This is a genomic window from Microbacterium testaceum (genome assembly GCF_001476285.1).
In the GTDB taxonomy this organism is placed as follows: domain Bacteria; phylum Actinomycetota; class Actinomycetes; order Actinomycetales; family Microbacteriaceae; genus Microbacterium; species Microbacterium testaceum_B.
In genome coordinates, this window is sequence record NZ_LDRU01000112.1 from 1 (window position 1) to 3641 (window position 3641).

3 protein-coding genes are annotated in these 3641 nt (G+C 67.0%); all 3 read left to right on the forward strand.

The window, feature by feature from the left end; translation table 11 throughout:
* The first annotated feature begins 257 nt into the window (after positions 1-257).
* From NS283_RS16900 to NS283_RS16910, 3 genes are read left to right on the forward strand one after another with little or no spacing between them, the layout of a single operon-like run.
* Positions 258-1211: a carbohydrate ABC transporter permease gene (locus NS283_RS16900; protein ID WP_058598019.1), complete on the forward strand. Its 954-nt coding sequence runs from the start codon at positions 258-260 to the stop codon at positions 1209-1211.
* A complete protein-coding gene (locus NS283_RS16905) occupies positions 1211-2146 on the forward strand; it encodes a carbohydrate ABC transporter permease (protein WP_058598020.1) in 936 nt (311 codons plus the stop codon). Before NS283_RS16900 ends, NS283_RS16905 begins: the two co-directional genes overlap by 1 nt.
* Positions 2147-2176: 30 nt before the next feature.
* Entirely contained in the window at positions 2177-3538 is a 1362-nt protein-coding gene (locus NS283_RS16910; RefSeq protein WP_058598021.1) for an ABC transporter substrate-binding protein, read from the forward strand.
* Positions 3539-3641: the final 103 nt, after the last annotated feature.

The window sequence follows — 3641 nt, forward strand, 5'->3', positions numbered from 1 at the left end:
CGGGCGAAACTCCTGAGATTCGGGCCCGCCCGGCCTCGACTCCGGCGCCGGTCGGCGCGGCATCCGATCGCGCGCGAAGAATCTCAGGAGTTTCGCCCGCGCGCGGACGCTTATCCCACTCCCGGACCGCTTTGGCAACGCCCTGGACCTCTTCTCGGCACTTCTCGACCCTGGCGAAGCGCTTCTCGATGCCGGGGGCGCAGGCGAGAGGAGACACCCATGAACGACGACGCCACCGCCCCCGACGTGGCGCACCGGTGACCCTCTCGACCGCCCCGACCACCGTCGACTCGAAGAAGCCCCGCCGCCAGAAGGTCAAATACAACCGCCGCGAAGCGATCGCGGGCTACCTCTTCATCTCGCCGTGGATCCTCGGGTTCCTGATCTTCACGGCCGGGGCGATGATCTACAGCCTCGTCATCTCGTTCTCGAGCTACAACCTCGCCACCGGCTCCGCGCGACCGGTCGGGGCGACCAACTACGCGCAGCTGTTCGAGGACCCGCGGGTCGCCGTCTCCCTCGGCAACACGCTCTTCTACGCCGTCATGGCCGTCCCGCTCGAGATCGCCTTCGCGCTGTTCCTCGCTCTGCTGCTGAGCCGTGTCGGTCGCGGAGCCGGGATCTTCCGCACGCTCTACTACCTGCCCAAGATGACTCCGGCCGTGGCCACGGCGGCGGTGTTCTTCCTCCTCCTCAACGGCAACTCCGGCGCGATCAATCAGGCGCTCGGGGCCGTCGGCATCCAGGGTCCGCAGTGGCTGGTCGACCCGGCCTGGGTGAAGCCGAGCATCGTGATCATGGCGCTCTGGACGGTCAGCGGCACGATGGTGATCTTCCTCGCCGCGATCAAGAACGTGCCCGTCGATCTGTACGAGGTCGCGCAGATCGACGGCGCGGGGCCGGTCCGCCGGTTCTTCTCGATCACGCTGCCCATGATCTCGGGTGCGATGTTCTTCAACGTCATCGTGCTGACGATCGCGGCGTTCCAGGTGTTCGACCAGGCCTACCTGCTGTTCTGGCGCGATCAGAGCAACGCCTCCCCCGAGGCATCCCTCTTCTACGCGATCTACCTCTTCCAGCAGGCGTTCCGGCAGTTCAACTTCGGCTTCGCCGCGGCGATGGCGTGGCTGCTCTTCGTGATCATCCTGCTCATCACGCTCGTGCAGGTGCGGCTGGGCAACCGCTTCGTCTACTACGAGGGGGACCGCTGATGGCCACCACGCTACAGACCCCCGGTATCGCGCAGGTGCGCCCCGAACTGGTCGTCCCGCCGCGCAGACGCTGGCGACGCGCGCTCAGCCGCCCGAAGACCCTCGCCGGCCGGGTGTTCCTCGCGGCGGTGCTGGTGCTGTTCGCGCTGCTGTTCCTCTACCCCTTCGCGTGGCTGCTCGCGGCGAGCCTCAAGCCACGCGGCGAGGTGTTCGACAACGCCCTCATCCCGAAGACCTTCATGCCCGGCAACTACGCCGAGGTGTGGAACCAGCTGCCGCTGCTCAACTGGATGTTCAACAGCGTCGCGATCGCGCTCCTCGCCGCGACCAGCGTCGCGATCATGAGTTCGATCGTCGCCTTCGGTTTCGCGTACTTCCGCTTCCCCGGCCGGGGGCTGCTCTTCGGCCTGGTGCTGGCGACCATGATGCTGCCGGGCGCCGTGACGATGATCCCGATCTACCTCATCTGGAAAGAGACCGGGCTGCTCGGCACGTGGGTGCCGCTGTGGGGCATGAACCTGTTCGGCAGCGCCTTCTACATCTTCCTTCAGCGGCAGTTCTTCCTCGGCGTTCCGCGCGAGCTGTTCGAGGCGGCGCGCCTCGACGGCTGCAGTGCGTGGGGGCTGTTCTGGCGGATCGCGATGCCGCTGTCGATCCCGTCGTTCGTGATCGTGTTCCTCTTCGAGTTTCAGGCGAGTTGGAACAACCTGCAGGCGGCGCTCATCTACCTCAACGCCGGCAGCGTCGAGGACTTCACCGCCCCGCTCGGCATCGCCTACGCGATGACGAAGTACAGCCCGAGCGCCGGCGGTCAGGGCGACTACCAGTACGTGATGGTCGCCTCGCTCCTCGTGACGCTTCCGATGCTCATCCTCTTCGCCTTCGGCCAGCGGTACTTCATCGAGGGCGTCGCCACCCAGGGCCGCAAAGGCTGACCATCCCCCCTGTCCGGAAAGGACCCCCTCATGCGAAAGCGTTCCCTCGCCGGTGTCGCCGCGTTCGCGGCATCCGCTCTCCTTCTCACCTCCTGCAGCGGCGGCTCGGACGACCCCGCCGCCGACGTCGACTTCTCGTCCCCGCCGTCCGGCACGCTCGCCGCCTGGGGCTTCGAGAATGCCGACGACGTCGGTCAGTCGCGTCTCGATTACGCGGCCGAGAAGCTCGGCGATGTCGAGGTGACCCTGGATGCCACGGCCTTCGACGCCCAGAAGTTCACGACGCGCATCGCCGGCGGCAACGTCCCCGACGTCGTGCAGATGGACCGGCGTTATGTCACCACATATGCCGCCCAGGGACTCCTCATGCCGCTCGACGCATGCTTCGAGGCGAAGGGCGTGAATCCGACCGAACGCTGGTATCAGAACGTCGTCGACGACGTGACGTATCAGGATGCCGTGTACGCGGTGTCGCAGTTCTACCAGCCGCCCGCGATCCTGCTGAACATGAACGTGCTGAACGAAGCGGGCGTGACGCCCGAGGAATTCGACACCTCGAACATGGATGGCCTGCTCGCCGCCGTCGAGAAGATGTACCAGGGCTCGGGCAACACACCGACGCGACTCGGCTTCGACCCGGTCGCGACCGGCCAGGGCGGCCTCTGGGTGCTGGGCATGGGCGGTCAGCTCACGGATGCCGAGGGCAAGCCGACGCTGGACGATCCGGCGAACGCGGCCGGCATCGACGCCCTGAAGCGCATCACGGATGCTCAGGGCGGCTATGCCGCGGTGAAGAGCTTCACCGATGCGTTCGACACCTTCGGCGACGCGAACCAGTTCGTGACGAACAAGGTCGGCGCGCAGGTCGCGAACCAGTGGTACCCGAACGTCCTCAGCGCGTACCGCGACCAGATCTCGTTGCAGGCCGTTCCGTTCCGGGATGCCGACGGCCAACCGTTCTCGGTCGCCTCCGGCACCGCGTTCGTCATCCCCGCCGGGGCGAAGAACCCGGCCGCCGCCTGTCAGTGGATGACCGACCTCACCTCGACCGACGCCTGGATGGCGGCCGGGGCGGCCCGCGCGGAGACCATCGAGAGCAAGGGCGGTCTCAACACGGGGTTGTTCACCGGCTCCCCCGAGGCCGACGAGATGATCCGCTCGCAGTACGTCACGCCGACCGGCGATGCCGGCTTCGACCAGGTCATCTCGACGTACTACGACGTGGTCGCCTCCGGTCGCTCGTTCGGTTCCTCGCCCGCCGGGCAGGACATCCAGAACGAGCTGAACAACGCCATCACCGCCGTGCTCCTCGGCGACAAGACGACCGAGCAGGCGCTGGCCGACGCGCAAGCCGCCGCGCAGCGCGCGTACGACAACGCGACAGCGGGCTGACGCTCGGAGCACCCGTGCGAAACTCCTGACTTCCGCTCGGCGAGCGGCGGGACAGACCGTAAGTCCGCTCTCGAAACGGACCGGTCCTCCGGATTCTCAGGAG

What these genes read in the sequence shown, in the direction of transcription:
- NS283_RS16905 (WP_058598020.1), top strand. Translation starts at nt 1,211, where the DNA reads ATGGCCACCACGCTACAGACCCCCGGTATCGCGCAGGTGCGCCCCGAA.
- NS283_RS16910 (WP_058598021.1), top strand. Translation starts at nt 2,177, where the DNA reads ATGCGAAAGCGTTCCCTCGCCGGTGTCGCCGCGTTCGCGGCATCCGCT.